General features: G+C 61.4%; 25 protein-coding genes. 13 read left to right on the forward strand and 12 right to left on the reverse strand.

Going from position 1 to position 25,533, the window contains the following annotated elements:
• The first annotated feature begins 222 nt into the window (after positions 1–222).
• Positions 223–432, forward strand: a complete 210-nt coding sequence (locus KI235_RS05875; RefSeq protein ID WP_003198198.1) for a cold-shock protein — start codon at positions 223–225, stop codon at positions 430–432.
• Between the two features lie 147 nt (positions 433–579).
• Here the strand turns inward: KI235_RS05875 and KI235_RS05880 are convergent, their stop codons facing one another.
• From KI235_RS05880 to dapE, 3 genes are all read right to left on the reverse strand, one after another.
• Positions 580–957, reverse strand: coding sequence for a hypothetical protein (locus tag KI235_RS05880; RefSeq protein WP_053161935.1), 378 nt, complete (start codon positions 955–957; stop codon positions 580–582).
• Positions 958–1,039: 82 nt separating this feature from the next.
• The gene (locus tag KI235_RS05885; protein ID WP_003198202.1) at positions 1,040–1,849 is read right to left on the reverse strand and encodes a putative RNA methyltransferase; all 810 of its coding nucleotides are present in this window, start codon (positions 1,847–1,849) and stop codon (positions 1,040–1,042) included.
• Positions 1,849–3,000: a succinyl-diaminopimelate desuccinylase gene (dapE, locus tag KI235_RS05890; protein WP_003198203.1), complete on the reverse strand. Its 1,152-nt coding sequence runs from the start codon at positions 2,998–3,000 to the stop codon at positions 1,849–1,851. The genes KI235_RS05885 and dapE overlap by 1 nt, the downstream gene beginning before the upstream one ends.
• A gap of 212 nt (positions 3,001–3,212) precedes the next feature.
• Between dapE and tcdA the strand changes: the two genes are divergently transcribed.
• Entirely contained in the window at positions 3,213–4,031 is an 819-nt protein-coding gene (tcdA, locus tag KI235_RS05895; RefSeq protein ID WP_013692379.1) for a tRNA cyclic N6-threonylcarbamoyladenosine(37) synthase TcdA, read from the forward strand.
• A gap of 117 nt (positions 4,032–4,148) precedes the next feature.
• Here tcdA and KI235_RS05900 read toward each other — a convergent pair whose 3' ends face one another.
• The 4 genes from KI235_RS05900 to KI235_RS05915 form a co-directional block, all read right to left on the reverse strand.
• Positions 4,149–4,553: a SufE family protein gene (locus KI235_RS05900; RefSeq protein ID WP_003198207.1), complete on the reverse strand. Its 405-nt coding sequence runs from the start codon at positions 4,551–4,553 to the stop codon at positions 4,149–4,151.
• On the reverse strand, positions 4,550–5,755 hold the full coding sequence (locus tag KI235_RS05905) for a cysteine desulfurase (protein WP_028237032.1): 1,206 nt from the start codon (positions 5,753–5,755) through the stop codon (positions 4,550–4,552). The genes KI235_RS05900 and KI235_RS05905 overlap by 4 nt, the downstream gene beginning before the upstream one ends.
• A gap of 112 nt (positions 5,756–5,867) precedes the next feature.
• Positions 5,868–6,902: a 2,3,4,5-tetrahydropyridine-2,6-dicarboxylate N-succinyltransferase gene (dapD, locus tag KI235_RS05910; RefSeq protein ID WP_003198211.1), complete on the reverse strand. Its 1,035-nt coding sequence runs from the start codon at positions 6,900–6,902 to the stop codon at positions 5,868–5,870.
• 32 nt (positions 6,903–6,934) lie between these two features.
• Positions 6,935–7,297 (reverse strand): ArsC family reductase, encoded by a 363-nt coding sequence (locus KI235_RS05915; RefSeq protein ID WP_003198212.1) that lies wholly within the window; start codon positions 7,295–7,297, stop codon positions 6,935–6,937.
• Positions 7,298–7,473: 176 nt separating this feature from the next.
• Between KI235_RS05915 and KI235_RS05920 the strand changes: the two genes are divergently transcribed.
• The 3 genes from KI235_RS05920 to KI235_RS05930 all read left to right on the forward strand — a co-directional run bounded on the left by KI235_RS05920 (position 7,474) and on the right by KI235_RS05930 (position 11,706).
• Entirely contained in the window at positions 7,474–8,829 is a 1,356-nt protein-coding gene (locus KI235_RS05920; protein WP_003198215.1) for a hypothetical protein, read from the forward strand.
• A gap of 183 nt (positions 8,830–9,012) precedes the next feature.
• Entirely contained in the window at positions 9,013–10,659 is a 1,647-nt protein-coding gene (locus KI235_RS05925) for a Na+/H+ antiporter (protein ID WP_003198216.1), read from the forward strand.
• A 687-nt stretch (positions 10,660–11,346) separates the two neighbouring features.
• Positions 11,347–11,706 (forward strand): DUF6124 family protein, encoded by a 360-nt coding sequence (locus KI235_RS05930; protein ID WP_123351224.1) that lies wholly within the window; start codon positions 11,347–11,349, stop codon positions 11,704–11,706.
• A 180-nt stretch (positions 11,707–11,886) separates the two neighbouring features.
• On the opposite strand, the gene KI235_RS05935 is transcribed toward KI235_RS05930, so the two are convergent.
• From KI235_RS05935 to map, 5 genes are all read right to left on the reverse strand, one after another.
• The gene (locus KI235_RS05935) at positions 11,887–12,189 is read right to left on the reverse strand and encodes an XRE family transcriptional regulator (protein ID WP_003198220.1); all 303 of its coding nucleotides are present in this window, start codon (positions 12,187–12,189) and stop codon (positions 11,887–11,889) included.
• A gap of 10 nt (positions 12,190–12,199) precedes the next feature.
• Positions 12,200–12,541 (reverse strand): type II toxin-antitoxin system RelE/ParE family toxin, encoded by a 342-nt coding sequence (locus KI235_RS05940; RefSeq protein ID WP_028237030.1) that lies wholly within the window; start codon positions 12,539–12,541, stop codon positions 12,200–12,202.
• 173 nt (positions 12,542–12,714) lie between these two features.
• Positions 12,715–13,914: a succinyldiaminopimelate transaminase gene (gene dapC, locus KI235_RS05945; RefSeq protein ID WP_003198225.1), complete on the reverse strand. Its 1,200-nt coding sequence runs from the start codon at positions 13,912–13,914 to the stop codon at positions 12,715–12,717.
• 136 nt (positions 13,915–14,050) lie between these two features.
• Positions 14,051–16,753 (reverse strand): [protein-PII] uridylyltransferase, encoded by a 2,703-nt coding sequence (locus KI235_RS05950; protein WP_027913159.1) that lies wholly within the window; start codon positions 16,751–16,753, stop codon positions 14,051–14,053.
• A gap of 44 nt (positions 16,754–16,797) precedes the next feature.
• Positions 16,798–17,580, reverse strand: coding sequence for a type I methionyl aminopeptidase (map, locus tag KI235_RS05955; protein ID WP_003198229.1), 783 nt, complete (start codon positions 17,578–17,580; stop codon positions 16,798–16,800).
• A gap of 432 nt (positions 17,581–18,012) precedes the next feature.
• On the opposite strand from map, the gene rpsB reads away from it, so the two are divergent.
• The 8 genes from rpsB (at position 18,013) to rseP (ending at position 25,485) form a co-directional block, all read left to right on the forward strand.
• Positions 18,013–18,750: a 30S ribosomal protein S2 gene (rpsB, locus tag KI235_RS05960; RefSeq protein WP_003198231.1), complete on the forward strand. Its 738-nt coding sequence runs from the start codon at positions 18,013–18,015 to the stop codon at positions 18,748–18,750.
• Positions 18,751–18,944: 194 nt separating this feature from the next.
• Positions 18,945–19,808, forward strand: coding sequence for a translation elongation factor Ts (gene tsf, locus KI235_RS05965; RefSeq protein ID WP_003198233.1), 864 nt, complete (start codon positions 18,945–18,947; stop codon positions 19,806–19,808).
• Positions 19,809–20,020: 212 nt separating this feature from the next.
• Positions 20,021–20,764 carry a UMP kinase gene (gene pyrH / locus KI235_RS05970; protein ID WP_003198235.1) on the forward strand — a complete coding sequence of 248 codons (744 nt, stop codon included), beginning with the start codon at positions 20,021–20,023 and terminating at the stop codon, positions 20,762–20,764.
• The gene (gene frr / locus KI235_RS05975; RefSeq protein WP_003198238.1) at positions 20,761–21,318 is read left to right on the forward strand and encodes a ribosome recycling factor; all 558 of its coding nucleotides are present in this window, start codon (positions 20,761–20,763) and stop codon (positions 21,316–21,318) included. Before pyrH ends, frr begins: the two co-directional genes overlap by 4 nt.
• A gap of 13 nt (positions 21,319–21,331) precedes the next feature.
• A complete protein-coding gene (gene uppS / locus KI235_RS05980; RefSeq protein WP_003198241.1) occupies positions 21,332–22,087 on the forward strand; it encodes a polyprenyl diphosphate synthase in 756 nt (251 codons plus the stop codon).
• Positions 22,087–22,893, forward strand: coding sequence for a phosphatidate cytidylyltransferase (locus KI235_RS05985; RefSeq protein WP_013692381.1), 807 nt, complete (start codon positions 22,087–22,089; stop codon positions 22,891–22,893). The genes uppS and KI235_RS05985 overlap by 1 nt, the downstream gene beginning before the upstream one ends.
• Complete coding sequence (ispC, locus tag KI235_RS05990; protein ID WP_003198244.1) at positions 22,890–24,080, forward strand: 1-deoxy-D-xylulose-5-phosphate reductoisomerase; 1,191 nt, start codon at positions 22,890–22,892, stop codon at positions 24,078–24,080. Before KI235_RS05985 ends, ispC begins: the two co-directional genes overlap by 4 nt.
• 52 nt (positions 24,081–24,132) lie before the next feature.
• Complete coding sequence (rseP, locus tag KI235_RS05995; RefSeq protein ID WP_027913160.1) at positions 24,133–25,485, forward strand: RIP metalloprotease RseP; 1,353 nt, start codon at positions 24,133–24,135, stop codon at positions 25,483–25,485.
• Positions 25,486–25,533 lie beyond the last annotated feature (48 nt).

Here is a 25,533-nt window from a genome sequence, read left to right on the forward strand (position 1 = left end):
AATGGGATGGGGCGGGCGCCAGTGTGCCGGATTCGCCGAAAATCGGCAAAAAAGCGCCGAAGTAAAGTCAGTTGAGAGTTTTCTCGTGTGTCATATACTCGGCCAGTGACTGCCACGGCCTCCCTTATGGATGGCCGGAGGGTGGCTAAAGTTCGTACGGCTTTGCCTTTTGCGGTTGGGCGGGAAAAGCCGACTCAAAAAATAAAAATGGGAGTGAGCATCATGGCAGCACGGGAAACCGGCAGTGTGAAGTGGTTCAACGACGCGAAGGGCTACGGCTTCATCCAGCGTGAAGGCGGGGCGGATGTGTTCGTGCATTACCGCGCCATCCGCGGCGAAGGCCACCGTTCACTGACCGAAGGCCAGCAGGTCGAGTACGCGGTCGTGGAAGGGCAGAAGGGCTTGCAGGCTGAGGATGTGGTGGGGTTGTAACCCGCATTCACTGCCTACACAAAAACCATTGTGGGAGCGAGCTTGCTCGCGATAGCGGTGTGTCAGTCACTTCTAATCTGGCTGATCTACCGCTATCGCGAGCAAGCTCGCTCCCACATTGGCTCTTCGGTGGGCTGGAAGTCAGCGTCACGCCGTCTTCCAGGTAATCTCTTCTTCCCCATCGGCGCTGATGCGAATCCAGCGATCCGCCGACTCCTCGCCTTCTTCCTCGACCCATGACCCAGGCGCGCAGCGCACTTCGACATTCAGTGCGGTGAAGGCGGCGCGGGCGCAGGCGATGTCGTCTTCCCACGGGGTCTGGTCACTTTCCAGGTACAGGCTGTTCCATTTGCCCACGGCCTTGGGCAGCCAGGTCACCGGGATGTTGCCGGCCTTGCACTTGTAGGTCTGGCCTTTCTGCACCCAGTCGCTGCACGGGCCCAGGGCCTGGCCGAGCCAGGCGGCGATGGCCTTGTGGTCGACGTCGGCGTCTTTGAGGTAAATCTCGATATCGGGTTGGCGCATGGATGTCCTCGCTGCGGTCTTGAAAAATCCATTCGCGGATTTAACGGGGCCCGAGCGGTTGCCCGGGACCGGAATCAAAAGGTTATTGAAGAACGAAATAATCGTAGCGCATCGACACCGTGACCTGGAACGGCTCGGCCTGCTCGATCACGCTGGCACGGCGTTCGGCACTGGCGCGCCAGCCGTGGGGCGTCATGGCCAGCAGGTTGGCGCGGTCCTGGCCACTGTCGAGGGTCAGCTTGAATTCGAGGGTTTCGCTGTGATCCAGCACCATGCCCGGCGGCACCAGGGCCAGGTGCTTGTCGTCGGTGTACTCGCGCACTTCGTCGTACAGGCGCTCGCGCAATTCCATCAAGTGGCCGGCGGTGGGGCCGACTTTCATCAGGCCGCCGCCGGGGCTGAGCAAGCGCTTGGCCTCCTGCCAGTCCAGCGGGCTGAATACGCTGGCCAGGAACTGGCAGCAGCCGTCCGCCAGCGGCACCCGGGCCATGCTGGCGATCAACCAGGTCAGCTGCGGGTTGCGTTTGCAGGCGCGCTTGACCGCCTCGCGGGAAATGTCCAGGGCATAGCCATCGGCGTTGGGCAATGCTTCGGCGATCTGCGCGGTGTAGTAGCCCTCGCCACAGCCGATGTCCAGCCAGCGTCCGGGCGCGCGTTCGGCGGCCAGTTCCGCCAGGCGCCGGGCGACCGGGGCGTAATGCCCGGCGTTGAGGAAGTCGCGGCGGGCTTCGACCATCGCCTGGTTGTCACCGGGGTCGCGGCTGTTCTTGTGCTGCACCGGCAGCAGGTTCAGGTAACCCTGCCGCGCGCGGTCGAAGCGGTGGCCGGCCGGGCACACCACGCCGTTGTCCACCGCGTTCAGCGGTTCACTGCAGATCGGGCAGGCGAGCATCAGGCGAGCAACTTGATCAGCGTCTTGTAGTAGATCTCGGTCAGCACATCGAGATCGGCGGCCAGCACGCGTTCGTTGACCTGGTGGATGGTCGCGTTGACCGGTCCCAGTTCCACCACTTGCGTGCCCATGGTGGCGATGAAGCGACCGTCGGACGTGCCGCCGCTGGTGGACGCCTGGGTCTCGCGCCCGGTGACGTCCTTGATGCTCGACGATACGGCGTCGAGCAGCGCACCGGGTTCGGTGAGGAACGGCAGGCCGGACAGCGCCCAGTCGATGTGCCAGTCCAGCTGATGCTTGTCGAGGATATCGGCAACGCGCTGTTGCAGGCCTTCGACGGTGGATTCGGTGGAAAAGCGGAAGTTGAACACCGCCACCAGATCACCGGGGATCACGTTGGTCGCGCCGGTGCCGGAATTGAGGTTGGAGATCTGGAAACTGGTCGGCGGGAAGAAGTCGTTGCCGTGGTCCCAATGCTCGGCGGCCAGTTCAGCCAAGGCGGGCGCGGCCAGGTGGATCGGGTTCTTCGCCAGGTGTGGATAAGCCACGTGGCCTTGCTTGCCGCGCACGGTCAACTTCGCGCCGAGGGAACCGCGCCGGCCATTCTTGACCACGTCGCCCACCAGCGTGGTGCTCGACGGTTCGCCGACGATGCACCAGTCCAGTCGTTCCTGACGGGCCTTGAGGCGTTCGACCACGGCTTTGGTGCCGTGGTGGGCCGGGCCTTCTTCATCGCTGGTGATCAGGAAGGTCAGTGAGCCCTTGTGGTCCGGGTAGTCGGCGACGAACCGTTCGGCCGCCACGACCATCGCCGCCAAGCTGCCTTTCATGTCTGCCGCGCCACGGCCGCAGAGCATGCCCTGTTCGTCGATGACCGCATCGAACGGGTCGAGCTGCCAGGCCTGCACCGGACCGGTCGGCACCACGTCGGTGTGCCCGGCGAAGCACAGCACCGGGCCGTCATGCTTGCCATGGCTGGCCCAGAAGTTATCCACATCCTCGATACGCATCGGTTCGAGCGCAAAGCCCGCGTTGCCCAGGCGCTGCATCATCAGTTTCTGGCAATCGGCATCCACCGGCGTCACGGACGGACGGCGGATCAGGTCGCAGGCGAGTTGCAGGGTCGGCGAGAGGTCGGCGTGGGCCGTCATGAAAGCTCCGGGAATATAGTGTGAACGCAAGGCTTATGCAGGCGCGGGCTGGCTCGCGCAAAATGGCGGTTATCTTATAGCAAAACGACCACCATGGGCCCCTGGTGCGGGACAGGTGGAGCACAAAACCTGTGGGAGCAAGCTCGCTCTCACAGAGGTTTTGCTTAAATTGCCGAGACAAAGCCCTATAATGCGCGCCGGTTTTTGGGGTAATGGTCATGAGTACAGAAGATCCACGGTTTGCCGGTATCGCCCGTTTGTATGGCATCGAAGGCCTGGAGCGCCTGCGGGCGGCCCATGTGGCGATTGTCGGGGTTGGCGGTGTCGGCTCCTGGGCGGCGGAAGCCATTGCCCGTTGCGGCGTGGGCGAGATCTCGCTGTTTGACCTGGACGATGTCTGCGTCAGCAACGCCAACCGTCAGTTGCACGCCCTGGACAGTACCGTCGGCAAACCCAAGGTGGAGGTGATGGCCGAGCGACTGCGCGGGATCAACCCCGACTGCACCGTGCACGCGGTGGCCGACTTCGTCACCCGCGACACCATGGCCGAATACATCACGCCGAACATCGATTGCGTGATCGACTGCATCGACAGCGTCAACGCCAAGGCTGCGCTGATCGCCTGGTGCAAGCGCCGCAAGATCCAGATCATCACCACCGGCGGCGCGGGCGGGCAGATCGACCCGACGCTGATCCAGGTTTGCGACTTGAACCGTACGTTCAACGATCCGCTGGCCTCCAAGGTGCGCTCCACCTTGCGCCGCGACTACGGCTTTTCCCGCACCGTGACCCGTCACTACAGCGTGCCCTGCGTGTTCTCCACCGAACAACTGCGCTACCCGAAACCGGACGGCAGCATTTGCTTGCAGAAGAGTTTTGTCGGCGACGGCGTCAAGCTCGACTGCGCCGGCGGGTTCGGCGCGGTGATGATGGTGACGGCGACGTTCGGCATGGTCGCGGCGACCAAGGCTGTGGATAAGATCGTGGCGGGTGTGCGGCGGCCGGCGGATAGGGTCAAGCCTCAGGTTTGAGCACTGGAGCTGATGCCTTCATCGCGAGCAGGCTCGCTCCCACATTGGATCTTAAGGAACACAAATTTTGTGTACGACACGGATCCCCTGTGGGAGCGAGCCTGCTCGCGATGGCGATCATTCAGTCAGCTCAAGCATCCGCTTCAACACTGCATTCAAGCCATTGCTACGCGACGGCGACAACTGTCGCGACAATCCCAACTGATTGAACCAGCCCGGCAAATCCACCTGCTGCAACTCTTCAGCGGACAATCCGTTGACCCGCGCCAACAGCAACGCCACCAGCCCACGGATCAACCGCGCATCGCTGCTGGCGCAAAACTGCCAATGCCCGTCGTGCAACTGACCCACCAGCCACACCTGGCTTTCACAGCCGTGGACGAGGTTGGCCTCGCACTTGTCTTCGTCGCTCAGGGGCGGCAGGCGCTCGCCCCATTGCATCAGCAGTCGGGCGCGTTGTTCCCAACCTGACGCGTCCTGGAAAATCTGCAGCGCGGTGGCGGCCTCGGCGGGCAGGTTCATCGGAGCATCTCCAGGGCCTGGTCCAGCGCCTCGAAGAAACGCTCGAGATCAGCGGAGTCGTTGTACAGCGCCAGCGACACCCGAATCGCCCCCGACAGATTCAAATGCTTGAACAACGGCATTGCGCAGTGATGCCCGGCGCGCACGGCGATGCCTTGCTCGGTCAGCAGGTGGGCCAGGTCGGCGTTGTGGATGCCTTCGACCACGAAGCTGACCAGGGCCAGGCGCGGGTTGCCCACCAGGCGAACGCCGTTGCGGGCCAACAGGCCATGGAGCAGGTAGTCATGCAGCGCTGCCTCATGCTCGATGACCGCCAGCGGGTCGAGGTCGGACAGGTAATCCAGGGTCGCCCCCAGGCCGATCACGCTGGCAATCGGCGGCGTGCCCGCTTCGAAACCCAGCGGCGCCGGGCGGAAGCTGGCGCTGTGGTAATCGGCCTGTTGCACCATTTCGCCGCCGAACTGCCAATGACGCAAATTGCCGAGGGCTTCGGTACGGCCAAACAGCACGCCCAGCCCATCGGGGCCGTAGAGTTTGTGGCTGGAAAACACGTAAAAGTCGCAACCCAGCGCCTCCACGTTGTGGCGACCGTGAACCACGCCTTGGGCGCCGTCGATCACCGTCAGCGCGCCCTGGGCCTTGGCCAGCGCCAGCAGCGCCGGCACCGGCTGCCAGGCCCCGAGCACATTGGATAACTGGCTCACCGCCAGCAAGCGCGTACGCGGGCCGATCAGTTCGGCGGCGGCGCCAGGGTCGATCACCCCGTCGGCATCCAGTGGCAACACCACCAGGGTCAATGAACGGCGTTCGGCCAGTTGCTGCCACGGCAGCAGGTTGGCGTGGTGTTCCAGGGCGCTGATGACGATCTCATCGCCCGGGTTGAATAGATGTTCCAGCCCATAGGCCAGTAGGTTCAGCGCCGAAGTGGCGCCGTGGGTGAAGACTACTTGTCCGCAGTTTCCGGCATTGAGCCACTGCGAAACCTTGAGGCGGCTGTCCTCGAACGCCTGTGTGGCATGGGCGCCCGGCAAATGTTGCGCACGGTGCACGTTGGCCGCGCCATTGACGTAGTAATGCGTCAGGGCATCCAGCAGTGCTTGGGGTTTTTGCGTGGTGGCGGCGCTGTCCAGGTAGGTCTGGCCTTGCCGTTGCAGGGCGGCGATGGCCGGGAAATCGGCACGCCAGGGGGATTGGATCAACATGCTTTCGGGCCCTGCTCGAATGACGCCGGACCCTGTGGGAGCGGGCTTTTTTTGTGGGAGCCAAGCTTGGCTCCCACAAAAAGGCTCGCTCCCACAGGTGGTGGTGTGAAGCTTAGTTGTGGGCGTGCAGTGCTTCGTTCAGCTCGATGGCCGATTTGTGCGTCTTGCATTCCACCGCACCGGTCTCGGAGTTGCGGCGGAACAACAGGTCAGGCTGGCCGGCCAGGTCGCGGGCCTTGACCACTTTGACCAGTTGGTTGTTTTCGTCCAGCAGCTTCACTTTGGTGCCGGCGGTCACGTACAGGCCCGACTCCACGGTGTTGCGGTCGCCCAGTGGGATACCGATGCCGGCGTTGGCGCCGATCAGGCAGCCTTCGCCGACCTTGATCACGATGTTGCCGCCGCCCGACAGGGTGCCCATGGTCGAGCAACCGCCGCCCAGGTCCGAGCCCTTGCCGACGAATACGCCCGCCGAAACACGGCCTTCGATCATGCCCGGGCCTTCGGTGCCAGCGTTGAAGTTGACGAAACCTTCGTGCATCACGGTGGTGCCTTCGCCCACGTAGGCGCCCAGGCGGACCCGTGCGGCATCGGCGATACGCACGCCGGCCGGAACCACGTAGTCGGTCATTTTCGGGAACTTGTCCACCGAGAACACTTCCAGCAGCTCGCCACGCAGGCGGGCTTCGAGCTGATGCTCAGCCAGTTCGCTCAAGTCGATCGCGCCCTGGCTGGTCCAGGCCACGTTCGGCAGCAGCGGGAAGATGCCGGCCAGGTTCAGGCCATGAGGCTTGACCAGGCGATGGGACAGCAGGTGCAGCTTGAGGTAGGCCTCAGGGGTGGAAGACAGTTGGGCGTCTTCGGCCAGCAGCGTGGCGACCAGCGGCTTGTGGCTTTCGGCCAGGCGGGTCAGCAGCGCGGCTTGCGCGGCATCGACACCCTTGAGTGCTTCTGCCAGTTGCGAGGCCTGGGCGGTGGTGAAGGTGATGGCCTGGTTGCCTTCGCTGTAGCCGAGAATCGGCGCGATGGCTGCGACGATGTCAGCCGACGGGTTGAGCAGCGGCTGTGCGTAGAACACTTCCAGCCAGGCGCCTTGACGGTTTTGAGTGCCGACACCGAAGGCCAGGCTGAACAGGGTAGTGGACATGAAATTACCTCTACAAAATGGACTGGGCAGGCTTACTTGATCTCTGCCGCATAAATATCTGGCTTGAAGCCAATCAGGGTTCGGTCACCGAGGTCAAGCACCGGGCGCTTGATCATCGAGGGTTGGGCGAGCATCAGTTCGATGGCTTTCGGCTGGTCGAGATCGGCTTTGCGTTCGTCGTCGAGTTTGCGAAAGGTCGTACCGGCACGGTTCAACACCACTTGCCAGCCATGCTCGTTGCACCATTGGGTCAGGCGCTCACGGTCGATGCCGGCAGTTTTGTAATCGTGAAAGTCATAGCGCACCGCGTGCTCATCGAGCCAGGTACGCGCTTTTTTCATCGTATCGCAGGCTTTGATGCCGAAAAGCTGTAAGTGCTTGTTTTCCTTGGGCATGAATGCTCCCCCAAAACGTTCCCGGTATCGTCCTGAAAATCAGCGGACGATTATGCCACGTCGTTCCTTTCAGTGCCTTGACTGTCGCGACGGATCGGACGAGGCGGAACCGATAGGAAAGAGGTGGCCACACAGCGCAGGTAAACCCAGCACTTTTGCGCACAAGAGACCCGCCCATGGATTCCATCTCCCTGACACCGCCCCATCCACTGACCAATCAGACTGAAGAAACCCTCCCGCCCCATTCAACGACATCGGCCACCGGGACCGCTGCATCTGTCCCGATCGGCCCCGTCACGGCTGAACAGGACCTGGCAAATCGGACTGGTGCAATCAAGGCCCAGCTCACCCGGGTATTCGAGCCGCATATGAACGGTGCCAATCGCGAGACCTTCGAAGCACTGATCGACGATCGTTCGCGTACCTTGGCCAATGACGGGGAAACCGCGGAAAGCGTCGATGCCGTGCTGACCAAAGGCTCGCGGCTGGATCGTGCGGCCCATGACACTGTTGGATTCCTTCGTTCGGTTCCCTTCGGCGCGGCGTCCATCGCGCTGGACTTCGTCCCGGCGGTGACCGGTAATGGCTCGATTACCGCGCCGTTGGCACTGTCGGCGATTGCCGGCCTGGTCAGCAGCGCCAGCGACACGGTCGGCAACGGCCTGATCAAGCGTGCCACCAGCGACACCCAGTGGCTGGTGGCCGAAAATGCCGATCTGGAGCCGGTCATGCAGGAAGCCGCCCAGGCGGTGAAGCCGAGCCTGACGACCCAGGCTATCGAAGGCAGCCTGACTTTCCAGACCTTCTCCGCGCGAAACGTGTTGCGTACGGTCATCCAACCCGTCGTGACGAAGACCGTCGATGCGCAAACGGGCAGCAAGGTGGACTCTGTGATAGCTGCCATCGGCTCTCCGCTTTCAGGCATGGCCGCCTATGACCTGCAACATTCCATCGATAAATCCAAACACCGGATTGGCCCGGAATACCTGTTGGGGCGTCAAGACTGGCACCAGCGTTACAAGGACCTCAAGAATTATGGCGTAGGGAGTGCTGCGATGGGCATTGCGAAGCGGGTCGGCAGTCTGCCGCTGGACGCGATGCGCGATGGCAGCAAATCGCTGCAAGCCTTGGTTACGCCGACAGGCCTGGTCAGTGGTCTCGGAGCGTTGGCCGGCGGTATTACTGCGATCGGCATGGCCCAGACCGCCGCTGTCAACGCAGCCAGGAGCGCCGGGATTTCGCCTGCGGGTGTTGCGGCGGCGGGGAAGGCGACGGTTACGGCCACGATGGCCCCGGTGCTCGCCGCCTGGGTGACAACGGGAGTGATGACCCAGCCGTTGGCGGACAAGGCCTCCGCCGCGTTGGACAGGCTATCCGCCGGTCCCGCTCATCCGGATGAGCTGCAGGGAATGTTGCCCTTGGTCGAAATGTCGACGGCCGAACAGATCGGGGAAGACAGCGACAATGAGGGTGACGGCGTCGATGTTGTCTCGGGCCGCTCGACCCTCAATGCCGCCGAGCGAGCTGTTTAGCGTCGGATAGTCGTCGGTCGCTCCTGCCGCGTGGAGGTTGGGAGCGGCCAAGGGACGCCTGCGCATTGACGCCGCTGAGGTGCGACCAATGTGCAAAGGCAGCGGTTCACCGTGGCAGTTAATATGGCACTTCACCGGCCAGCTGTTGCCGCAGATGTGTATGGCTGTCATTGGAAGTCCGTTATGCAAAGCGCCTATACCGTCCTGATCCTGTTGATGCTGGTGGGCGTGTCGCGCCTGATCGGACGGTTGATCCCGCTGCCGTTGCCCCTGGTGCAGATTGGTGCTGGCGCCGTGCTGGCCTGGCCCTCGCTGGGGCTGCATGTGGCGCTTGATCCCGAGTTGTTCCTGTTTCTGTTCCTGCCGCCGCTGCTGTTCTCCGATGGTTGGCGCATGCCCAAGCGTGAACTCTGGCGCCTGCGCGGGCCGATCCTGACGCTGGCGGTGGGGTTGGTGCTGTTTACGGTAGTTGGGGCGGGGTATTTCATTCATTGGCTGCTACCCGGTATCCCGTTGCCGGTGGCCTTCGCCCTGGCTGCAGTCCTGTCACCCACCGACGCCGTGGCGGTCTCGGCGATTGCCCGGGACCGCTTGCCCGCGCCGTTGATGCACATGCTCCAGGGCGAAGCCTTGATGAACGATGCGTCGGGCCTGGTGACCTTCAAGTTCGCCCTGGCGGCGGCGATCACCGGCGTGTTTTCCCTGGCGGGCGCGAGCCTGACCTTTGTCCTGGTGGCGATCGGTGGATTGCTGGTAGGCGTGGCTTTGAGTTGGCTAGTGGGCCGCTTGCGGGCCTGGATGATTGCCCGGGGCTGGGACGATCCGGCCACCCACGTAGTATTCATGTTGTTACTGCCGTTCGCGGCCTATGTGCTGGCTGAACGCTTGGGCGCCTCGGGGATTCTCTCGGCGGTGGCGGCGGGGATGATGCAGAGCTGGCTCGACCTGCTGCCACGCCAGACCGGCACGCGTCTGCTCAATCGCAGTGTCTGGTCGCTGTTGGAATTTGCCTTCAATGGCTTGATCTTCCTGCTGCTGGGCTTGCAACTGCCGGACATCGTCAAGGCGGTGACCAGCCATGAGCCGACGTTGTGGCCAGCGTTGTTCTATCGCTGCCTGGACGTGGTGGCGATTTTCCTGGTGTTGTTGGTGCTGCGGTTTGTCTGGGTACAAAGCATCTGGCGCGTATCCGGGCTGTTGCGCCGCTGGCGCGGCAAGGGCGAGTTGACCCTGGTGCCGACGGCGCGTTCCTGCTGGTTGCTGACCTTCGGCGGTGTGCGCGGGGCGGTGACGTTGGCGGGGGTGTTGTCGGTACCGTTGTTGTTAAGCGCTGGTGTTGAATTCCCGGAGCGCGACTTGCTGATCTTCATTGCCGCCGGGGTGATTCTGCTGTCGCTGATTGCGGCCTGCATTGCCTTGCCACTGCTGCTGCGTGGCATCGAGAAGAGCCCCGATGACAAGCGTCGCAACGAAGTTCGCGAGGCCTGGCGCAAAACCGCTGAAGCGGCGATTCATGCACTGGAAGTGGAGGAGCCGGCCGAAGCGACCAGTACGCCGGATGCGGCCCAGGCGGCGCTGGCGACCGAGGTCAAGGCGCGGCTGATGTCTGAGTATCGCCATCAGTTGGAGGTGTTCAACGACTCCGCCGAAGCCCAGGCGCTGGCGTTCGAAATGGACCTGCTGGAACGCCGGCTGCGCTTGAAGGCTTACCGGGCGCAGCGGTTGGAGTTGTATCGCCTCAGTCGTCATCATCAGATTGGGGATGATGTGTTGCGTGAGGTGCTGGGGGAGTTGGATTTGGCTGAAGCGAATTTGGGGTTGGGTAAGTAGCAATGATGCGCCGGCCCTTTGTGGCGAGGGGAGATCCCACCACTTTGCGGAGCTTCGGCATTTCAGGCGCAACAAAGCCCGGCGTGCCTTGTTCTCATAAAAAGCAAAGCCGCCCGAAGGCGGCTTCAATCGACACGCAACTGAGCTTGCTTGGCCCCGTCTGCGTGGCTGGGTCAACCCGAAGAGGGACCCAGACTCCTGCCAGCGTTCACTGGTGACGGGGCGATCATGGCTGCCGGTAATAACGAATTCAAGCCAGCTTGATTCTTGAAACAGGGCTGTGTGAGATCTGTTGAGGTGCTTAACCAGTGAAATCAATGGCTTGCTTTATGGAGGTGCGTTTTATTTCTTTTCTTGTCTGAGCAAGTGATCGTGGTCTGTCAGACGCGCCGAAGTTTCCGACAAGTTTTTAAGGTTGTCCGTCGGAAGCGAGAGCTCTAGCCTCTGGGTGTCGCTGCCAATTCAGCGACCGGACGTGAGAATCCGAACTCCTCTAGGCGCGCAGGCGTCGACCATATAAAGTGCAGGCGCTTTTCGTCTGCGCATTATGTTATGGCGGCTGTGCGCGGGCATGCTTCGGCATGGCCGGGCTCCTAGAGGCTCGGATTCTCACCCCGCGTACGGCTGCCACCCTCCGGTCCGTGAGAAGACTCGGTGGCGGCTCCCACTTCTCTAGGAGCTATAAACATGATCAAAGAAACTCCCAATCCTCCAAAGCCGGCCTCCACTTTCCCTTACGGCGATTACGCACCCGAAAAGCTGCAAGAGGCCGCTCACCGTGTGCTGGATCAATACCTCAAACCTGACGACAGCAAGTCAGAACCCAAGCCCTCGGTACAGTTATTCACTGTGGCTGAAGGTATCGACACCGAAGTGTTGCTGGCCAACCTCAGTGAAACCCTGGCTTCGGCCAATGCAATGCTCAACGACCTTGCCTTCGATCAGGACGGCTCGCGACGACATGTAGCATTGGGGGTGGCCCAGATGATTGAGTTGGGGATGTTGTTGGCGAACAAGTGCCTGGACCGGGTAGAGCTTCGGACTTGATGTAATAAGTGCCGACCTCATCGCGAGCAAGCTTTGCTCCCACAGGGGATTTGTGGTGTTTGAACCTTCCCACGCAGAGCGTGGGAAGGTTCAAACGGAATACGTCAGGCAGATTGAGTTGACTGCTTCAGGGGCCGCTACGCAGCCCAGCGGGGATAAATCCCCTCGCCACAGCAGCGCTTAGGCGTGGGCCTCTTCCTGCTCGGGCACCAACCGTACTTCCACCCTCTGACCCAACGCACGCGCTGCGCTGGCAAGTGTTGCCAGCGTCATTCCCGCATCGTTCTGATCCAGCGCACGATCAACAGCAGTGCGACTGGTGTGCATCCGCTGTGCCAAGGCTTTTTTGGTCACTTTCTGAAGCCTCATTGCTTCGGCAATCTGCCAGGCAATAACGCGTTTGAGCGCAGCTGCGGAAACTTCTTCGGCGATACCTTGCTCGGCGAGGAAGTCGTCAAAATCAGATCCGATGTGCTTGTTCATTTGCTGTGCCTCATAGTCTTGCTTTGCGCTGCTTGGCGGTTGCCATGTCGGTGGTTGGCGTTTTTTGACTTTTCTTTATGAAAGCGTGGAGTAGAACCATGTCAGAGCCCACCACAGTGAAGAGAACGCGGGCGATGGTATCTCCAAGGTCAATTCTGACCTCCCATAGCCCAGTGTCCAGCTTGCGAACCACCGGCATACCTATAGGCCAACCAATCTGAACGGTCTTGATGTCAGTTCCGATCATCCGTCTATGCTCGCGAGGCAGGTCAGTCAGCCATTCGCGAACAGGCTCATTCCCGGCGTCTGTGCGGAAGAAACGTACGTTCAGTATGGGGGCGATATCAACCATGAGTGGAGTGTACCGAAATAGGTGCATTGCGCAACCTGGGCGTTACTGAAGATTTGTACAGGGGAGGCGGTGTTATGGATCGTTCCCACGCTCCGCGTGGGAATGCCGCCAGGGACGCTCCGCGTTCCGCTTCGGGGAGGTGACGCAGAGCGTGGGAACGATCGATGGGGTGATTAACCCCGACGTTGGATGAACGCGCGAATCCGCTCGGCCGCTTCCACGCATTCAGCCAATGGCGCAACCAAGGCCATGCGCACGCGCCCGGCGCCTGGGTTGACGCCGTCCACGTCGCGGGACAGGTAGGAGCCCGGCACGACCGTCACGTGTTCCTGTTCGAACAGGTCCCGGCAGAACGCCGCATCGTCGCCCGCCACGTTCGGCCACAGGTAGAAGCTGCCATCGGGGCGTTGCACGTCCAGCACCGGGCTGAGGATCTCCAGCACCGCGTCGAATTTCTCCCGGTACAGCGCGCGGTTGGCGCGTACGTGCACTTCGTCGTTCCACGCGGCAATGCTCGCCAGTTGGGTCTGAACCGGCATCGCGCAGCCATGGTAGGTGCGGTACAGCAGGAAACCCTTGAGGATGTCCGCGTCGCCAGCGACGAAACCGGAACGCAGGCCCGGCAGGTTGGAGCGTTTGGACAGGCTGTGGAACACCACGCAGCGCTTGAAATCCTTGCGACCGAGTTCGACGCAGGCGCTGAGCAGCCCCGGCGGCGGGGTTTGTTCGTCGAAGTACAGTTCGCTGTAGCACTCGTCCGCGGCGATGACGAAGTCATATTCGTCAGCCAGGGCGATGAGTTTCTTCAGTACATCCACCGGGATCAGCGCGCCGGTCGGGTTGCCAGGGGAGCACAGGAACAGGATCTGGCAGCGTTTCCAGATGTCCGGCGATACCGCATCGAAATCCGGATTGAAGCCGTTCGCGTCCAGGCACGGCAGGTAGTGCGGCTTGGCCCCGGCCAGGAACGCCGCGCCTTCGTAGATCTGATAGAACGGGTTCGGGCTGACCACCAGGGCGTCGTCGCCACGGTTGACTACGGTCTGGGTGAAAGCGAACAGGGCTTCACGGGTGCCATTGACCGGCAGCACATGGCGCGCCGGGTCCAGCCAGCCGTTTGGCACGTTGAAGCGGCGCTCGCACCAACCGGTGATGGCCTCACGCAACTCGGGGATGCCGAGGGTGGTCGGGTAGACCGCCATCTTTTCCAGATTGCTGGCCAGGGCCTCAGCCACGAAGCTGGGCGAGCGATGCTTGGGTTCGCCGATGGACAGGGCGATCGGGCGTTTGTCCGGGTTGGGCGTGACGCTGCCAAGCAAGGCGCGGAGCTTTTCGAACGGGTAGGGCTGGAGCTGGTTCAGAGCGTTGTTCATCAAGGGCCTCGTCAATGTGGGCGCGGTCCTTGTGGGAGCGAGCTTGCTCGCGATGGCGGTGAGTCAGGCAGCATCAATGCTGGATGCTCCGTCGCTATCGCGAGCAAGCTCGCTCCCACAGAGGGAGATTGTTCGTTCAGATGCTGATACGTGTCATGTGAGCATCGGGTTCCTGGTTGACGCTCAAATGCTGCACGATCGCTTCCTGCAAGCGGCTGCACAGCTGCGGATCGGACAGCGGCTGGTTATGTGCGTCGGTGATGAAGAAGACGTCTTCCACCCGTTCGCCGAGGGTGGCGATCTTGGCGTTTTGCAGCGACAGGTCGAACTCCAGGAAAATATGGCCGATCCGCGCCAGCAGGCCCGGGCGGTCCGGAGCGCTGAGCTCCAGCACGGTGACCTGGCGCTGGGCGTCGTTGTGGATCGTCACCTGCGGCGCGAAGGCGAAGTGCTTGAGCTGGCGCGGCACCCGGCGCTGGATGATGGTCGGGTAGTCCGCCGGGTTGCGCAGGGCTTCGGTCAGGCCGTCGCGGATCTGCTTGACCCGCGCCGGGTTATCGCCAATCGAGTCGCCGTCGGTGTCGAGCACGATGTAGGTGTCGAGGGTGAACTGGCTGCTAGAGGTAATGACCCGGGCGTCGTGAATGTTGAGGTTGAGCTGGTCCATCGCCGCCACGGTCACGGCGAAGAAGTCGTGCTGGTCCGGGGCGTAGATGAAGATCTGCGTGCCACCTTCGAACTCGCGCTGGGTGGTTTCCTTGATCAGCACCAGCGGCCCGCCATCGGCCGGTTGCTGGAGGATCGCGTCGCTGTGCCAGGCCACGTCGCCGGCGGTATGGCGCAGGAAATAGTCATCGCCCAGTTGCGACCAGAGCTGCTCGACGTCGTCCGGATCGGTGCCGCCGCGCACCAGGATGTCCAGGGCTGCGCTTTGGGTGCGACGGATCTGCTCTTCGCGGTCCACCGGGTTTTCCAGGCCGCGGCGCAAGGCGCGCTTGGTCTCGGTGTAGAGCTGGCGCAACAGGCTGGCGCGCCAGGAATTCCACAGGGTCGGATTGGTGGCGTTGATGTCGGCCACGGTCAGCACGTAGAGGTAATCCAGACGTGTTTCATCGCCGACGTTCTGGGCGAAGTCGTGGATCACCTGCGGGTCGGACAAGTCCTTGCGCTGGGCGGTGGTGGACATCATCAGGTGGTTCTGCACCAGCCAGACGATCAGCCGGCTGTCCCACAGGGGCAGTTGATGGCGCTGGCAGAACGCCTCGGCATCCACCGCACCAATCTCGGAATGATCGCCTTGGCGGCCCTTGCCAATGTCGTGGTACAGCCCTGCCATGTAGATCAGTTCGGGCTTGGGCAACTTGGCCATGAGCTTGCTGGCCAGCGGGAATTTCTCCGACACCTGGGTGTACTGCAGCTTACGCAGGTGCTTGATCAGGTTCAGGGTGTGGGCATCGACCGTGTAGATGTGGAACAGGTCATGTTGCATCTGCCCGACGATGAAGCCGAACTCCGGCAGATAACGCCCGAGGATCCCGTAGCGGTTCATGCGTCGCAGGTTGCGGTGCACGCCGATCTTGCACTTGAACAACTCGATGAACAGGCTGGTGTTGCGGATGTCGTTGCGGAAGTCTTCATCGATCAGGTGACGGTTTTCCCGCAGCAGGCGAATGGTGTCGGCGCGTACACCCTTGATTTCCGGCTGCTGGGCCATGAGCACGAAGATTTCCAGCATGGCGAACGGCGTGCGGCGGAATACATTGGCGTTGCGCGCCTCGATGTAGCCGTCGTGCAGTTGGAAACGAGAGTTGATCGGCTGCGGCGGTTCTTCGTCTTCGGGGGCGAGGATGACTTCCTCGAAGTGCTGGATGATCAATTCGCTGAGCTGGGCAATGCTCATCACCACGCGGTAGTACTGCTGCATGAAGTTTTCGATGGTTTGCTTGGCATCCTGCCCTTCGAAACCCAACAGGCTGGCGATGGAGCGCTGATGGTCGAACAGCAGGCGGTCCTCGGAGCGCCCGGCCAGCATGTGCAGGGCGTAGCGGACCTTCCACAGAAATTCCTGGGACGAGGCCAGCAAGGCGTTTTCGCTTTCCACCAGGAAACCTTCACCGGCCAGGGCGCGCAGGTTCAGCGTGCCGTACTGGCGACGGGCGACCCACAGGATCGTCTGGATGTCCCGCAGCCCGCCGGGCGAGCCCTTGACGTTGGGCTCCAGGTTGTATTCGGTGTCGTTGTACTTGTGGTGGCGGGCCTTCTGCTCGGCGCGCTTGGCCAGGAAAAAGTCCTTGCTGGGCCACATGTGCGCCGTGCTGGTGACATCGAGCATGCGCTGGCGCAGGTGCTCGGGGCCGGCAATGGTGCGGCTTTCCATCAGGTTGGTGATCACCGTCAGGTCGGCGCGGGCCTCGTCGGCGCATTCCTGCACCGAACGCACGCTCTGGCCGACTTCCAGGCCGATGTCCCACAGCAGCGTCAGGAACCGTTCGATGGAGTCACGGAAAACTTCATGATCGGCGCTGTCGAGCAGGATCAGCAGATCGATGTCGGAGTAGGGGTGCAGTTCGCCGCGCCCGTAGCCGCCGACCGCGACCAGCGCGATGTCGGCATCCTCGCTCCAGTTGAACTGCTCCCAGGCCTTTTGCAGGATGTTATCGACGAACCAGGCGCGGTCCTCGATCAGCCGCCGAATGTCCCGGCCACTGCGAAAGCGCTGGTCGAGCACTTCGTGGGCCTGGCGGATCGCCTTCTTGAACGCCGAGATGGGGCTTGCCTTCAGGGCCAGTTCAGCCTGGAACTGGCCGCGGTCGAAGAGTTCGGGATCCACCTGCGGCATTGAATGACTTTCCTTTCTATCTATATCTATAGGCTGGGTTCGGATCAGGCGGAAACGCGAGGGATGGTGTCATCGCTGCGCAGGGTGAAGATCTCGTATCCGGTCTCGGTGACCAGCAAGGTGTGTTCCCACTGGGCCGACAGCTTGCGATCCTTGGTGATGGCAGTCCAGCCGTCGCCCAGCACCTTGGTGTCGGCGCGCCCCTGGTTGATCATCGGCTCGATGGTGAAGGTCATGCCCGCCTGCAGTTCCATGCCCGTGCCGGCACGGCCGTAGTGCAGGATCTGCGGTTCTTCGTGGAACACCTTGCCGATGCCATGGCCGCAGAACTCGCGAACCACCGAGAAGCCGTTTTTCTGCGCGTGCTTCTGGATCACTTCGCCGATGTCCCCCAGGCGGCAGCCCGGTTTCACCAGTTCGATGGCCATGTACATGCATTCCTGGGTGACCTTGGACAGGCGCTGGGCCCACTCCGGCACGTTGCCGACATGGAACATGCGGCTGGTGTCGCCGTGAAAGCCGTCCTTGATGACGGTGACGTCGATGTTCAGGGTGTCGCCATCCTTCAACGGTTTTTCGTTGGGGATGCCGTGGCAGACCACGTGGTTGATCGAGGTGCAGATCGACTTCGGGAAGCCTTTGTAGTTGAGCGGGGCCGGGATGGCTTTCTGCTCGTTGACGATGTAGTCATGGCAGATGCGGTCCAGCTCTTCGGTGGTCACGCCAGGCTTGACGTAGTCGGCGATCATCTCCAGCACATCGGCGGCGAGTTTGCCGGCGACACGCATTTTGGCGATGTCCTCGGGAGTCTTGAGGGTAACGGTCATACAGGCTCTCTCTGCGCCTGACGGCGCTGTTCAAAACGAAATGGGCGGCGGATGATGGTTCACGTGGCCCTGAAAGAGGCGATTCTAACAGACGATCAGCGCAAAGAACTCCCCAGCCCGAACTCTGTGGCAAGGGGGGCGAGTGGGAGCAAAGCTTGCTCGCGAAGCAGGCGACTCGATTTCTGAAGGACCGCGTAGCCTTCATCGCGGGCAAGCCTTGCTCCCACATTCCACTCACCGGAGAGGATTTCAGAATCCGTGTTCCGTTTTCGCCCTTGCTGTGGTATAAAATGCGCCGCTTTCCGGGGATGACCCCGTAAGCTTAAATCCACACACGTGTCGACACGATGACCTGGGTGCCTTTGGCTTTTATAGCCGCTGGTTGGTCATTGGGATACGTGGAGGCCAAACCCGACTTATCAAGGAACTATCATGTCCCAAGTCAACATGCGCGATATGCTGAAGGCCGGTGTGCACTTCGGTCACCAGACCCGTTACTGGAACCCGAAAATGGGCAAGTACATTTTCGGTGCGCGTAACAAGATCCACATCATCAACCTTGAAAAAACCCTGCCGATGTTCAACGAAGCACTGACCTTCGTAGAGCGCCTGGCCCAGGGCAAAAACAAGATTCTGTTCGTCGGCACCAAGCGTTCCGCTGGCAAGATCGTTGCTGAAGAAGCAGCACGTTGCGGTTCGCCGTACGTCGATCACCGCTGGTTGGGCGGCATGCTGACCAACTTCAAGACCATTCGCGCTTCCATCAAGCGTCTGCGTGACCTTGAAGTCCAGTCCGAAGACGGTACTTTCGCCAAGCTGACCAAGAAAGAAGCGCTGATGCGCACTCGCGATCTTGAGAAGCTGGACCGCTCCCTGGGCGGTATCAAGGACATGGGCGGTCTGCCTGACGCACTGTTCGTGATCGACGTTGATCACGAGCGCATCGCGATCACCGAAGCCAACAAGCTGGGTATCCCGGTCATCGGCGTTGTCGATACCAACAGCAGCCCGGAAGGCGTTGACTACATCATCCCAGGCAACGATGACGCCATCCGCGCCATCCAGCTGTACATGGGTTCGATGGCTGACGCTGTTATCCGTGGTCGCAACAACGTGAATGGCGGCACCGAAGTCTTCGCTGAAGAAGCTCCGGCAGCAGCCGCTGAGTAATTGACGCCCTGGCGTTGACTCAGTAAGCAAAAAGGGGGCTTGGCCCCCTTTTTGCCACCTCGAAAACCATTTGCCGCCAGCGCAGTGACCTGTTTGTAACCTGCCGCGGCCTATAAGCAGTGGTTTTCCAGGAAGAATTGATCGCCCGTTCGATCGGGTGGAATGGTTGAAAACCTATCCAAGAGGATTTTGAAATGGCAGAGATTACTGCAGCGTTGGTCAAAGAACTGCGCGAGCGTACCGGCGAAGGCATGATGGACTGCAAGAAAGCCTTGACCAAGGCTGGCGGCGACATCGAAAAAGCCATTGATGACATGCGTGCTTCGGGCGCCATCAAGGCTGCCAAGAAAGCGGGCAACGTTGCCGCTGAAGGCGCGATCGGCATCAAGGATGACGGTAAGGCTGCCGTTATCATCGAAGTCAACTCGCAGACTGACTTCCTGGCTCTGCAAGACGACTTCAAGGCATTCGTTGCTGCCAGCGTAGAAAAAGCATTCGCCGACAAACTGACCGACGCAGCTCCGCTGATCGCCGCTCAGGAATCGGCTCGTGAAGCCCTGGTTGCCAAAGTAGGCGAAAACGTCAACATCCGTCGTCTGGTTCGCGTCGAAGGTGATGTTGTCGGTTCCTACCTGCACGGCAACAAGATCGGCGTCGTTGTAGCCCTCAAAGGCGGCAGCATCGAGCTGGCCAAGGACATCGCGATGCACGTCGCTGCCAGCAACCCTGAGTTCCTGCTGCCGTCGGAAGTTTCCGCTGATGCCATTGAGCGCGAGAAAGCCGTGTTCATGCAGCTCAACGAAGACAAGATCAAAGGCAAACCAGCCGAAATCGTTGAAAAAATGGTTGCCGGTCGTATCACCAAGTTCCTGGCTGAAGCCAGCCTGGTTGAGCAGGCGTTCGTCAAGAACCCTGAAATCAAGGTCGGTGAACTGGCCAAGAAAGGCGGCGCTGAAATCGTTTCCTTCACCTACTTCAAAGTGGGCGAAGGCATCGAGAAGCCAGTAGACAACTTCGCTGAAGAAGTTGCTGCTCAGCTGGCTGCCAGCAAGCAATAAGACAGTTTTTATAACTGTCGCCCTGAAGAGGCTGCCCGCTCACGCGCGCAGCCTCTTTTCGGATGGGGATGCCGATTTTTATTGGTTTCCTGTCGGAACTGGCTTACAAAGCCGTGTTCCGATGACGCTGTGTCAGCGTCAAGCTAGAGTGAACGCAGGCTGAAAACAGCTTGCAAAGAATTTTCGAAAATACGCCGCAGGAGAGATTCGCAATGGCTCAGCAGGGCAGTGGTTATCAGGCTCGCTATAAACGCATTCTACTCAAGCTTAGCGGCGAGGCCCTGATGGGCTCGGAAGAGTTCGGGATCGATCCGAAAGTGCTGGATCGCATGGCCCTGGAAGTCGGCCAGCTGGTCGGGATCGGCGTTCAGGTCGGCCTGGTCATCGGCGGCGGCAACCTGTTCCGCGGCGCAGCGCTGAGCGCGGCCGGCATGGATCGGGTCACGGGCGACCACATGGGTATGCTGGCCACTGTGATGAACGCCCTGGCTATGCGTGACGCGCTGGAGCGTGCCAATATCTCGGCCATCGTGATGTCGGCCATTTCCATGGTTGGCGTGACCGATCACTACGACCGCCGCAAAGCCATGCGCCACCTCAATTCCAAGGAAGTGGTGATTTTTGCCGCCGGTACCGGTAATCCGTTCTTCACCACGGATTCGGCCGCCTGCCTGCGAGCGATCGAGATCGATGCCGATGTCGTGCTCAAGGCAACCAAGGTCGATGGCGTGTATACCGCTGACCCGTTCAAGGACCCGCATGCCGAGAAGTTCGATCATCTGACCTACGATGAAGTGCTGGATCGCAAGCTGGGTGTAATGGATCTGACGGCTATCTGCCTGTGCCGCGACCACAAGATGCCGCTGCGCGTCTTTAACATGAACAAGCCCGGTGCCCTGCTGAATATCGTCCATGGCGGCGCCGAAGGAACACTGATCGAGGAAGTTCAACAATGATCAACGAAATCAAGAAAGACGCTGAACAGCGCATGCAGAAATCCCTGGAGTCCCTGGCGCACAACTTCGGTCGCATCCGCACCGGCCAGGCGCACCCGAGCATCCTTGAAGGCGTGATGGTTCCGTACTACGGCTCCGACACCCCGATCAAGCAAGTGGCCAACATCACCGTCAAGGACGCTCGCACCCTGCAGGTCGTGGCCTTTGAGCGCAACATGCTGGGCGCAGTCGACAAGGCCATCGGCAGTGCCGGTCTGAACCTGAACCCGACCAACCTGGGTGAGCTGCTGCTGATCTCCATGCCGGCCCTGACCGAGGAGACCCGCAAGGGCTTCACCAAGCAGGCCCGTGATGTGGCTGAAGACGCCCGTGTTGCCGTGCGCAACATCCGTCGTGATGCCAACAGCCAGCTCAAGGACCTGGTCAAGGAAAAGGAAATCAGCGAAGACGAAGAGCGTCGTGCCACTGGCGAGATCGACGACCTGACCAAGAAGTACGTGGCTAAGATCGACGCGGATTTGGCGCAGAAAGAAAAAGACCTGATGGCCGTATAAGGGTCTCGTTTTCATGGAAAAGACCAAGCAGGCCGTGCCGTTCGCGGTGCCGCGCCACGTGGCGATCATCATGGACGGCAATAACCGCTGGGCCAAGAAACGCTTTATGCCTGGCGTTGCCGGGCACAAGGCGGGGGTCGACGCGGTTCGTGCGGTCATCGAGGTGTGCGCCGAGGCAGGGGTCGAGGTGCTGACCCTGTTCGCCTTCTCCAGTGAGAACTGGCAGCGTCCGGCCGATGAAGTCAGTGCCTTGATGGACCTGTTCCTCAAGGCCCTGCGTCGTGAGGCCAAGCGCCTCAACGAGAACAAGATCAGCCTGCGGATCATCGGTGATCGCTCGCGCTTCCATCCTGAATTGCAGGCTGCGATGCGCGAAGCCGAATCCGCGACGGCAGGCCCTGATCGGTTTGTCCTGCAGATCGCCGCCAACTATGGTGGTCAGTGGGACATTGCCCAGGCTGCCCAGCGGCTGGCGCGGGAAGTCCAGGCCGGGCACTTGCGCCCGGAAGACATCACGCCGGAACTGTTGCAGACCTGCCTGGCGACCGGCGACCTGCCGTTGCCGGACCTGTGCATCCGTACCGGTGGCGAACATCGCATCAGCAACTTCCTGCTCTGGCAGTTGGCGTATGCCGAGTTGTACTTCTCCGACCTGTTCTGGCCGGACTTCAAACACGAAGCCATGCGCACCGCACTGGCCGATTTCGCTTCCCGTCAGCGTCGCTTCGGTAAAACGAGCGAGCAGATCGAAGCTGGAGCCCGGGTTTAATGCTTAAACAACGAATCATCACTGCCTTGATCCTGTTGCCTATCGCCCTGGGTGGTTTCTTCCTGCTCGAAGGCGCCAGTTTTGCGCTGTTCATCGGGCTGGTCGTGACCTTGGGTGCGTGGGAATGGGCGCGGCTGGCGGGTTTTCCTGCGCAGTCGGCGCGCGTGGCCTACGCGGCGGCCGTGGCGGCCATGCTGTTCATCATGTACGTGGTGCCTGGCCTCGCGCCTTGGGTGCTGGGCGCTGCGGTGCTGTGGTGGGCGACGGCGACCTTCCTGGTCTTGACCTACCCGCAGACTACCCAGCATTGGGCCAATGCCGCGACCAAGCTGGTGATCGGCCTGTTGATCCTGTTGCCGGCCTGGCAGGGTCTGATCTGGATCAAGCAAGGCCCGTTGGGCAACTGGCAGATCATGGCCGTGATGGTGCTGGTCTGGGGTGCTGACGTCGGCGCCTACTTCTCCGGCAAGGCCTTCGGCAAGCGCAAGCTGGCGCCGAAGGTCAGCCCTGGCAAGAGCTGGGAAGGGGTCTATGGTGGCCTGGCCTTGAGCCTGGTGATCACGACCGTGGTCGGCTTCGTGCGGGACTGGACGGTCGCGCAGCTGCTGATGGGCCTTATTGGCGCCGCCTTGATCGTATTTGTGTCCGTGGTCGGCGACCTGACCGAAAGCATGTTCAAGCGTCAATCGGGGATCAAGGACAGCAGTAACCTGTTGCCCGGTCACGGTGGCGTGCTGGATCGCATCGACAGCCTTACCGCCGCGATCCCGATCTTTGCCGTGCTGTTGTGGATGGCGGCGTCGTGAGTCGCCCCCAGCAGATCACGGTCCTTGGTGCCACCGGTTCGATCGGCCTGAGTACGCTTGACGTCATTGGTCGGCATCCGCAGCGTTACCAGGTGTTCGCCCTCAGTGGCTTCACGCGCATGAGTGAGTTGCTGGCCTTGTGCATACGCCACACGCCGCGGTTTGCCGTGGTGCCTGAGGCCGCCGTGGCGCGGGCGCTGCAGGACGATCTGCGCGCCGCTGGCTTGCAAACCCGTGTGCTGGTGGGAGAGGAGGGCCTCTGCCAAGTGGCGTCCGACCCCGAAGTCGACGCCGTTATGGCGGCAATTGTCGGTGCGGCGGGCTTGCGTCCGACGCTGGCGGCGGTGGAAGCCGGCAAGAAGATCCTGCTGGCCAACAAAGAAGCGCTGGTGATGTCCGGCGCGCTGTTCATGCAGGCTGTGCGCAAAAGCGGTTCGGTGTTGCTGCCCATCGACAGCGAGCACAATGCGATTTTTCAGTGCATGCCGCAGGATTTTTCCCGTGGCCTCGGCGCGGTGGGTGTCCGGCGGATTTTGCTGACAGCCTCCGGTGGTCCGTTCCGGCAGACACCGCTGGAAGAATTGGTGCATGTTTCACCCGAGCAGGCCTGTGCGCACCCGAATTGGTCCATGGGGCGCAAGATTTCCGTGGATTCGGCCAGCATGATGAACAAGGGGCTGGAGCTGATCGAGGCCTGTTGGCTGTTCGATGCCAAGCCGTCCCAGGTCGAGGTGGTGATTCATCCCCAGAGCGTGATTCATTCCCTGGTGGACTACGTCGACGGTTCGGTGCTGGCCCAGTTGGGCAATCCGGACATGCGCACTCCGATCGCCAATGCCCTGGCCTGGCCAGAGCGCATCGATTCGGGTGTTGCGCCGCTGGACCTGTTCGCCATCGCTCGCCTGGACTTCCAGGCGCCCGATGAGCAGCGTTTCCCCTGCCTGCGCCTGGCGCGCCAGGCGGCCGAGGCGGGCGACAGTGCGCCGGCCATGCTTAACGCCGCCAATGAAGTGGCGGTTGCAGCGTTTCTCGATGGACGTGTCCGTTACCTCGAGATCGCGAGTATCATCGAGGAAGTCTTGAATCTCGAGGCCGTGGTTTCGGTCAATGACCTCGATACGGTATTTACGGCGGATGCCAGGGCTCGTGAATTGGCGGGCCAATGGCTGCGGCGCCATGGGCGTTGAAGCTGCGATACGTTAGCCAGGGTTGCCCTGGACAGGATTGCGGAGAAAACAGATGAGCGCGCTCTATATGATTGTCGGCACCCTGGTTGCCTTGGGGGTGTTGGTCACATTTCACGAATTCGGTCATTTCTGGGTCGCGCGGCGCTGTGGCGTCAAGGTCCTGCGTTTTTCCGTGGGCTTTGGCATGCCCTTGTTGCGCTGGCACGACAAGAAAGGCACCGAGTTCGTCGTAGCGGCCATCCCGCTGGGCGGCTACGTCAAGATGCTCGACGAGCGCGAAGGCGAAGTCCCGGCCGACCAGCTCGATCAATCCTTCAATCGCAAGACCGTCCGTCAGCGTATCGCCATCGTCGCCGCAGGGCCGATCGCCAACTTCCTGCTGGCCATGGTGTTTTTCTGGGGCCTGGCCATGCTGGGCAGCGAGCAGGTGCGTCCGGTCATTGGTGCGGTGGAGTCGGGTAGCGTTGCCGCCCGTGCCGGGCTGGGTGCCGGGCAGGAAATCGTCGCTATCGATGGCGAGCCGACCTCGGGCTGGGCGGCGGTCAATCTGCAGCTGGTGCGTCGCCTGGGTGAGAGCGGCTCGTTGCAACTGATGGTGCGCGAGCAGGGCTCCACGGTGGATTCGCCTCGTGAACTGGTCTTGGACAAATGGCTCAAGGGCGCCGACGAGCCGGATCCGATCCGGTCCCTGGGGATCCGTCCATGGCGTCCGGCGATGCCGCCGATACTCGCTGAACTTGATCCGAAAGGCCCGGCCCAGGCCGCAGGCTTGAAGACCGGCGATCGGTTGCTGGCGCTCGACGGCCAGCCGGTCAGCGACTGGCAGCAGGTGGTCGATTCGGTTCGCGTACGTCCTGATAGCAAGATTGTGCTGCGCATCGAGCGCGACGGTGCTCCAATCGATGTCCCGGTGACCCTGGCCGCCCGTGGCGAGAGCAAGGCGCCGACCGGTTACCTGGGGGCGGGCGTCAAGGCTGTCGACTGGCCGCCGGAAATGATTCGCGAGGTCAGTTTCGGCCCTGTGGCGGCGATTGGTGAAGGTGCGCGTCGTACCTGGACCATGAGTGTCCTGACGCTGGACTCGCTCAAGAAAATGTTGTTCGGCGAGCTCTCGGTAAAAAACTTGAGTGGACCGATAACCATTGCTAAAGTGGCGGGCGCTTCTGCCCAGTCGGGCGTCGCTGATTTCCTGAATTTCCTTGCTTATCTGAGCATTAGCCTGGGGGTTCTGAATTTGCTGCCCATCCCGGTACTGGATGGGGGGCATTTGCTGTTTTATCTGATCGAGTGGGCGCGTGGTCGTCCCTTGTCGGATCGGGTGCAGGGTTGGGGGATACAGATCGGTATCAGCTTGGTGGTCGGGGTCATGTTGCTTGCCCTCGTCAACGATCTGGGTCGTCTGTAACGCTTCGCTGAATTGCGAATCTGCCGCATTTTGCGGCAGTTTGTTTAT

It is taken from the genome of Pseudomonas sp. St386, from assembly GCF_018325865.1.
In the GTDB taxonomy this organism is placed as follows: Bacteria; Pseudomonadota; Gammaproteobacteria; order Pseudomonadales; family Pseudomonadaceae; genus Aquipseudomonas; species Aquipseudomonas brassicacearum.

Excerpts from the sequence above, each read along its gene's own strand:
- rpsB (WP_003198231.1), top strand. The coding sequence starts at position 18,013 with ATGTCCCAAGTCAACATGCGCGATATGCTGAAGGCCGGTGTGCACTTC.
- dapE (WP_003198203.1), bottom strand. The coding sequence starts at position 3,000 with ATGACGGCCCACGCCGACCTCTCGCCGACCCTGCAACTCGCCTGCGAC.
- KI235_RS05950 (WP_027913159.1), bottom strand. The coding sequence starts at position 16,753 with ATGCCGCAGGTGGATCCCGAACTCTTCGACCGCGGCCAGTTCCAGGCT.
- rseP (WP_027913160.1), top strand. The coding sequence starts at position 24,133 with ATGAGCGCGCTCTATATGATTGTCGGCACCCTGGTTGCCTTGGGGGTG.
- dapD (WP_003198211.1), bottom strand. The coding sequence starts at position 6,902 with ATGTCCACTACCCTGTTCAGCCTGGCCTTCGGTGTCGGCACTCAAAAC.
- KI235_RS05880 (WP_053161935.1), bottom strand. The coding sequence starts at position 957 with ATGCGCCAACCCGATATCGAGATTTACCTCAAAGACGCCGACGTCGAC.
- KI235_RS05940 (WP_028237030.1), bottom strand. The coding sequence starts at position 12,541 with ATGGTTGATATCGCCCCCATACTGAACGTACGTTTCTTCCGCACAGAC.
- KI235_RS05925 (WP_003198216.1), top strand. The coding sequence starts at position 9,013 with ATGCAAAGCGCCTATACCGTCCTGATCCTGTTGATGCTGGTGGGCGTG.
- KI235_RS05885 (WP_003198202.1), bottom strand. The coding sequence starts at position 1,849 with ATGCTCGCCTGCCCGATCTGCAGTGAACCGCTGAACGCGGTGGACAAC.
- tcdA (WP_013692379.1), top strand. The coding sequence starts at position 3,213 with ATGGTCATGAGTACAGAAGATCCACGGTTTGCCGGTATCGCCCGTTTG.
- KI235_RS05905 (WP_028237032.1), bottom strand. The coding sequence starts at position 5,755 with ATGTTGATCCAATCCCCCTGGCGTGCCGATTTCCCGGCCATCGCCGCC.
- KI235_RS05900 (WP_003198207.1), bottom strand. The coding sequence starts at position 4,553 with ATGAACCTGCCCGCCGAGGCCGCCACCGCGCTGCAGATTTTCCAGGAC.
- KI235_RS05875 (WP_003198198.1), top strand. The coding sequence starts at position 223 with ATGGCAGCACGGGAAACCGGCAGTGTGAAGTGGTTCAACGACGCGAAG.
- KI235_RS05985 (WP_013692381.1), top strand. The coding sequence starts at position 22,087 with ATGCTTAAACAACGAATCATCACTGCCTTGATCCTGTTGCCTATCGCC.
- KI235_RS05920 (WP_003198215.1), top strand. The coding sequence starts at position 7,474 with ATGGATTCCATCTCCCTGACACCGCCCCATCCACTGACCAATCAGACT.
- KI235_RS05915 (WP_003198212.1), bottom strand. The coding sequence starts at position 7,297 with ATGCCCAAGGAAAACAAGCACTTACAGCTTTTCGGCATCAAAGCCTGC.
- tsf (WP_003198233.1), top strand. The coding sequence starts at position 18,945 with ATGGCAGAGATTACTGCAGCGTTGGTCAAAGAACTGCGCGAGCGTACC.
- dapC (WP_003198225.1), bottom strand. The coding sequence starts at position 13,914 with ATGAACAACGCTCTGAACCAGCTCCAGCCCTACCCGTTCGAAAAGCTC.
- frr (WP_003198238.1), top strand. The coding sequence starts at position 20,761 with ATGATCAACGAAATCAAGAAAGACGCTGAACAGCGCATGCAGAAATCC.
- KI235_RS05935 (WP_003198220.1), bottom strand. The coding sequence starts at position 12,189 with ATGAACAAGCACATCGGATCTGATTTTGACGACTTCCTCGCCGAGCAA.
- pyrH (WP_003198235.1), top strand. The coding sequence starts at position 20,021 with ATGGCTCAGCAGGGCAGTGGTTATCAGGCTCGCTATAAACGCATTCTA.
- uppS (WP_003198241.1), top strand. The coding sequence starts at position 21,332 with ATGGAAAAGACCAAGCAGGCCGTGCCGTTCGCGGTGCCGCGCCACGTG.
- KI235_RS05930 (WP_123351224.1), top strand. The coding sequence starts at position 11,347 with ATGATCAAAGAAACTCCCAATCCTCCAAAGCCGGCCTCCACTTTCCCT.
- map (WP_003198229.1), bottom strand. The coding sequence starts at position 17,580 with ATGACCGTTACCCTCAAGACTCCCGAGGACATCGCCAAAATGCGTGTC.